This is a genomic window from Polaromonas sp. P4_F6 (genome assembly GCF_056401275.1).
The window spans coordinates 195,173-201,342 of sequence record NZ_JBFUJQ010000010.1 but is presented as its reverse complement, the minus strand read 5'-3'; the positions used below and the strand labels follow the sequence as shown (position 1 = coordinate 201,342).

The window sequence follows — 6,170 nt, the reverse complement described above, 5'->3', positions numbered from 1 at the left end:
CGCTTGGCTCGAGCACCGCAGGTTGCCCCGTAGCGAAGCGCAGGGGACCCAGACTGCGGGTCGCCTTTCTTTTGGGTACTTTTCTTTGGCGAAGCAAAGAAAAGTGCCTCGCCCGCCGGGGCGAGACCCGGCCAGCAGAACTCAGCAAAACACCCCCACGGCCAGAACAAACAAAGACCATCCCGACCAGCGACCGGAAAGCTAAATCAAGTTCCTCATTGCCTGCGCCGTCTCGCGCAAGACAGACAAAACCCTCCCCACCGCCTCCTCACTCGACTCATGCCCCATGGGCATGGTCACGCTGAGCGCGCCCGCCACGTCGCCGTGCCGGTCGCGCAGCGGCACCGCGATACCGCGGTAATTCAACTCCAGTTGCTGCTCGGAAATCGCCCAGCCCTGGGCGCGCACGCGGGCCAGTTCTATGCGCAGGCGGTCCTTGCTGGCGATGGTGTAGGAGGTGTAGGCCTTGAGTTCGTGGCTGTCCAGCCATTTTTCCAGCCAGGCAGGCTCGCGCATGGACAGCATCAGCAAGCCCGCCGCCGTGACCTGGGCCTGCACGCGCGAGCCCAGCACGTAGCCGGTGTTCATCGCGCGGCTGGAGCCGTTGCGCGCGATGTAGACGATGTCGTCGCCGTCCATCACGCTGACATACGCGCTTTCCTGGGTGCCGGCGGTCACGCGCTGCAAAAAGGGCTGGACGATGCGCGGCAGCCGGGCTGATTCAAGATAGGACTGGCCCAGCCTGAGCACGCGCGGCGTGAGCCAGAACAGCTTGCCGTCGCCGGCCACATAACCCAGGTGTTCCAGCGTCAGCAGGTAGCGGCGCGCCGCGGTGCGTGTCATGCCGCAGCGCGCGCCGGCCTGGCTGGCCGTCAGGCGCGGGTTGGCGTCGTCAAAACATTCAATGATGCCCAGGCCTTTTTCCAGGCCTGCGATCCAGTCGCGTTTGTCGAGTGCGGGCGGGCTGGGCGCCTGCAGGGCGTCTGGCTGTGTGGGGGCGCTAGGGGTGCTCATAGGTCAAACCCTTGTTTCGGTCGATTGTCGATCATTATTGATCGATGATCGCTCAAATATCAAGAATATTCCTTTGAAGTAGCCTTATCGGTCTATAAAGTTCAGGCCATCAAGCGCTGATTAATCGATCATCGAACAATCGGCGAATTAACAAGGCGAACTTCGACATGCTTCCAACCGTCCAGGGCAATACCGATGTCTACCTGATTCCCGGCGATCCGGTGGAGCAGGTCCGGGCACCGGATGTCTTCAACCTGATCTTCAGAACCCTGGGCATCAATGCCGTGCTGGTGCCCGTGCATGTGGCGGCCGGCGACATCGAGGCCTTTGTGCGCTCGGCCTTTTTGGCAAAGAACATCAAGGGCATGTTCCTGGCCATTCCCCACAAGTCGCTGGTCATGGGCCTGCTGTCGCACTGCAATGACTACGGCCGCGTGGCCGGCGCCGTCAACGGCATACGCCGCAACCCGGACGGCAAACTCGAAGGCGGGCTGTTCGACGGCAAGGGTTTTGTCTCTTCACTCGACTACTTCGGCGTGGCCTACACCGGCAAGCGGGTGCTGGTGCTGGGCGCCGGCGGCGGCGCTTCGGCGATTGCCGCCTCGCTGGCGATTGCCGGCAGCCGCGCCCCGGCCGAGATCGCGCTCTACGACCCGGTGCCGGGCAAGGCCCTGGCGATCGCGTCGCGCATCGCCTCGGCGCCGCAGGCCGCGGGCACGCTGGTGCTGGCCGCCGCCGGCAGCGACCCCTCGGGCTACGACCTGGTCATCAATGCTTCGCCCCTGGGCCTGCAGGCCGCCGACCCGCTGCCCTGCGATGTGTCGCGCCTGGCGCCGCATGCGGCCGTGGTCGACATCCTCATGAAAAACCAGCCCACGCCGCTGGTGCGCGCGGTGCGCGGCCGTGGGCTGGTGGCCCAGCCCGGCTTTGAAATGCTGATCCAGCAGGCGCCGGACTACCTGGAGTTTTTCGGCTACACCGAGGCCGCCGAGGCGGTGCGCCGCGACGCGACTTTTATCCGCGAGCATTTGTACCCGGCCGCGCTGGCGGGTGAAATCCGGCGTATCCCGGCGGGCGGCCGGGCGACGGTTTCCGGGGCGCACGCCAGTGCGCCGTTGGCCGCCCAGTGACGGTTTTTTGGGACTGCATTGATTTTTAACCAGAGGAGACAAGCATGCAAAAACGATTCGCCCTTCAATTGATCGCGGCTTGCGCGCTGGCCATGGGCAGCACGGCCGGCTTCGCGCAAGATGTGATCAAGATCGCCAACATCGTGGAACTGTCCGGCGGCGGCGCCACGGCGGGTACCAACTTCAAGAACGGCGTGGAACTGGCCGTCAAGGAAATCAATGCCGGCGGCGGCATCCTGGGCAAAAAAATCCAGACCAGCACCGCTGACACCCAAAGCAATCCCGGCGTGGCCAAAGGACTGACGCAAAAAGCCATTGACGACAATGTGTTCGCCATCTTCGGCCCGGTGTTCTCCGGCTCCATCATGGTCAGCATGGCCGAGTCGCGGCGCGCCGAGGTGCCCAACTTCACCGGCGGCGAGGCGGCCAGCATCACCGAGCAGGGCAACCCTTATGTGTTCCGCACCAGCTTCACGCAGGCCACCGCCATGCCCAAGGTGGCGCGCTACATCAGCGACCAGGCCAAGCTCAAGAGCATTGCCGTCATCTACGTGAACAACGACTTCGGCAAGGGCGGCATGGACGCTATCCGCAAAGCCCTGGCCAACTCGCCGACCAAGATCCTCGCGGAAATCTCCACCGAACCCGGCCAGGTCGACTTCTCGGCCGCGGTGCTGCGCGCCAAGCAAAGCAATGCCGACGGCGTGTTTGCCTACTCCAATGAGGAAGAATCGGCGCGCCTGCTGCGCGAGCTGCGCAAGCAGGGCTGGACCAAGCCCATCATCGGTGAAACCACGCTGACCGGCCAGAAGGTCATCGAGCTGGCCGGCGAGGCCGCCAACGGCGCGATCGCCCACGTGGGCCTGACGGTGGACGCCCCGGTGCCCGCCATCCGGGCCTTCAAGGCCAAGTTCGAGAAGGAGTACAAATACATCTCCGACCACAACGGCATGAAGGGCTACTCCGGTGTTTACGTGCTCAAGGCCGCGATTGAAAGGGCCGGCAAGCTGGACCGCAAGGCCGTGGCCGAAGCCATGAAGGGCCTGAAGGTCAACACCGACAAATACCCCGGCGCGCTGATGTACACCGAGTTCGACAACAAGGGCGACCTGGACCGCATGAGCTTTATGGTGGAAGTCAAAAACGGCAAGCAGGACGTCATCGACATGGTGCCGCCCCTGGGACTGGCCACCCGCGACGTGAGCAAGGTCCTTCCCCTGGCTTCCGCCGCACCCGCGCCCAAGCCAGCCGCCTCCAAGCCGGCCGCCAAGAAGTGACGTAAACCCCGGCCGGCCACGCGGGGCCGGCCGCCGGTGGGGCAGGGCGCAAGCCCCGTCCCACCGGAACCTCCGCTGACGACAACCGGCTTTCTCCACCATCGGACTTCTCCATGACGGACTTTCTCCAACTCTTTTTTTCGGGCCTGGCCACCGGCAGCATTTATGCGCTGGCGGCACTGGGCTTCACCCTGCTGTGGCAGGCCTCGGGAACGATCAACTTCGCCCAGGGCGAATTTGTCATGCTCCCGGCCTTCATGATGCTGGCCTTCATCTCGCTGGGCGCACCCATGCTGGTGAGCTTTGTGATGGCGACGCTGCTGGCCGTGCTGCTGCTGGGCTGGGTCTTCAAGCGCGGCGTGGTGGACCCGCTCTTCAAATACGGCATGATGCCCATCGTCGTGGCGACCATAGGCCTTTCGATCGCGCTGCGCAACGGCGTGCGCGCCGGCTACAGCGCCGAAGCCCATCCTTTCCCCAGCCTCTTCGCCGACAAGCTGTTCAACATCGCCGGGGTCACGATCACCCTGCAGGACGTGGGTACCTTCGCGCTGGCGCTGGTGGTGGTGATGGCGACGCAGGCCTTCCTGGCCAAAACCGTGACGGGCCGCGCCATGCAGGCCGTCGCGCAAAACACCGAGAGCGCCTCGGTGCTGGGCATCAATGTGCCGCGCATGATTTTCTACACTTTCGCCATCAACGCCGTGCTGGCGGTGGTGGCCGCCTTGCTGGTCACGCCCACCTACCTCGCCAAGTTCGACATGGGCGAGGGCCTGGGCACCAAGGCATTTTTCGCCGCCATCATCGGCGGGTTCAACAACTCGCGCGGCGCGCTGCTGGGCGGCCTGATCGTGGGGGTGGCTGAAAACCTCGCCTCGGCCTACATCTCGCCCGCCTACAAGGATGCGGTGGCGCTGGTGATTTTTATGGTGGTGATTCTCTTCAAGCCACAAGGCCTGCTGGGTAAAAAAGAGGAGCGCAAGGTATGAAGCTCGCCAACAACAAATTCGCCCTGGTGCTCACGGTCCTGGCTGCCTTGCTGGTGCTGGTGGTGCCGCAGTTCCTCAAGAACTACGGCATCTACCTGCTGACCTACTGGCTGGTCTTCATCGTCGCCACCATGGGCCTGAACCTCACGGTCGGCTACGCGGGCCAGAAGTCGCTGGGCCATGCGGCCTTCTTCGGCATAGGCGCCTACACCGTGGCCATCCTGATGAAGGCCGGGGTCAGTTTCTGGCTGGGCCTGCCGGCCGCGGCGCTGATCTGCTTTGCCGTCGGCCTGATCCTGGGCTTTCCGGCGCTGCGCGTGCAGGCGATTTACCTGGCCTTCGCCACGCTGGGCTTTAACACCGCGATCTGGCTGGTGATGCGCAACGAGGAGTGGCTCACGGGCGGCACCTTCGGCATCAACAACATCGCGCGGCCCTCGCTGTTCGGCTACTCGCTCGAAGGCAACCTGGCGTATTACTACTTCGTGCTGGCGGTCACCCTGCTGCTGGCGGGCCTGCTGTGGGGCTTGCTGCGCTCGCCCTGGGGCAAGGCCTTCACGGCGCTGCGCGACAACCCGATACGCGCCGAAAGCCTGGGCGTCAACATCCGCAACTACACACTGCTGAGCTTTGCCATAGGCGCGGTCTATGCGGGCATCGCCGGCGCGCTGTTCGCCTCGCTGGTGCAGTTCATCGAGCCCGGGCCTTTCGCCGTGGCGGCTTCCATCATGCTGTATTTGATGGTGGTGGTCGGTGGTGCCGGTTATTTCCTGGGCCCCGTTGTGGGCGCCGCTGTGGGTGTGGTACTGCCGGAATGGCTGCGCGACGTGCCCCTGGTGTCCAACTGGTATTTGCCGATGTTTGGCGCCGCGGTGGTGATTTTGATGGTCTGGCTGCCCGACGGATTGCTCAGCATTCCCGACCGCATACGCAGCAAGCGCGCGGCGCGCGAGGCATCCCAGGCACGCGCTGCGGCCGCCGGCCGGATCGGAGCGACGTCATGAGCAATGCATTGTTAAAAGTCACCGGGCTTAAAAAGGCTTACGGCGCCATCCAGGCCGTGGGCGGTGTGTCCTTCGAAGTCATGCCGGGCGAGATCTTCGGCGTCATCGGCCCCAATGGTTCGGGCAAGACCACCATGTTCAACAGCGTGCTGGGCCAGATCACGCCCAACGAGGGCTCTATCGAACTCAACGGCCAGAACATCACCGGCCTGTCGCCGCTGGAGCTGAGCCGGCGCGGCGTGGGCCGCACCTTCCAGACCCTGCAGGTCTTCGGCAAGATGACGGTGCGCGACAACCTTATCGTGGCCGCGCAGGAGCACAAGGGCAGCATGTTCAGCCGCATGTTCGCGCCCGGCGATTCAGGCCTGGGCGACAAGGCCGACGCGCTGATCGACCAGTTCCGCATACGCCACGTGGCCGACAAGCTGGCCGGCACCCTGAGCTACGGCCAGCAGAAGCTGGTGGACATCGCCATGGCCTTTATGGCCGAGCCCGACCTGGTGCTGCTCGACGAGCCCTGCGCCGGCGTGAACCCCAGCCTGGTGGGCGGCATCTCCTCGCTGCTCAAGGAGCTCAACCAGAACCCCAAGTTCGGCCGCAAGAGCTCTTTCGTCGTGATCGAGCACAACATGGATTTTGTGATGGACCTGTGCCACCGCATCATGGTGATGGTGGAGGGCAAGGTCATGGCCATCGGTACGCCGGCCGAGATCCGCTCCAATAAAGAAGTGCTCGACGCTTACCTCGGAAACTGAC

General features: G+C 64.1%; 6 protein-coding genes. 5 read left to right on the top strand and 1 reads right to left on the bottom strand.

The window, feature by feature from the left end:
- Nucleotides 1-201 precede the first annotated feature (201 nt).
- Nucleotides 202-1,014, bottom strand: coding sequence for an IclR family transcriptional regulator domain-containing protein (locus AC1DUN_RS20875; protein ID WP_477715648.1), 813 nt, complete (start codon nucleotides 1,012-1,014; stop codon nucleotides 202-204).
- A 167-nt stretch (nucleotides 1,015-1,181) separates the two neighbouring features.
- Here AC1DUN_RS20875 and AC1DUN_RS20870 point away from each other — a divergent pair, with 167 nt between their 5' ends.
- From AC1DUN_RS20870 to AC1DUN_RS20850, 5 genes are all read left to right on the top strand, one after another.
- Nucleotides 1,182-2,144 (top strand): shikimate dehydrogenase family protein, encoded by a 963-nt coding sequence (locus tag AC1DUN_RS20870; protein ID WP_477715647.1) that lies wholly within the window; start codon nucleotides 1,182-1,184, stop codon nucleotides 2,142-2,144.
- Nucleotides 2,145-2,188: 44 nt separating this feature from the next.
- Nucleotides 2,189-3,421, top strand: coding sequence for an ABC transporter substrate-binding protein (locus tag AC1DUN_RS20865; protein WP_477715646.1), 1,233 nt, complete (start codon nucleotides 2,189-2,191; stop codon nucleotides 3,419-3,421).
- Nucleotides 3,422-3,534: 113 nt separating this feature from the next.
- Nucleotides 3,535-4,410 (top strand): branched-chain amino acid ABC transporter permease, encoded by an 876-nt coding sequence (locus AC1DUN_RS20860; protein WP_074575524.1) that lies wholly within the window; start codon nucleotides 3,535-3,537, stop codon nucleotides 4,408-4,410.
- Nucleotides 4,407-5,414, top strand: coding sequence for a branched-chain amino acid ABC transporter permease (locus AC1DUN_RS20855; protein ID WP_477715645.1), 1,008 nt, complete (start codon nucleotides 4,407-4,409; stop codon nucleotides 5,412-5,414). Before AC1DUN_RS20860 ends, AC1DUN_RS20855 begins: the two co-directional genes overlap by 4 nt.
- Nucleotides 5,411-6,169, top strand: coding sequence for an ABC transporter ATP-binding protein (locus AC1DUN_RS20850; protein WP_477715644.1), 759 nt, complete (start codon nucleotides 5,411-5,413; stop codon nucleotides 6,167-6,169). Before AC1DUN_RS20855 ends, AC1DUN_RS20850 begins: the two co-directional genes overlap by 4 nt.
- Nucleotide 6,170: the final 1 nt, after the last annotated feature.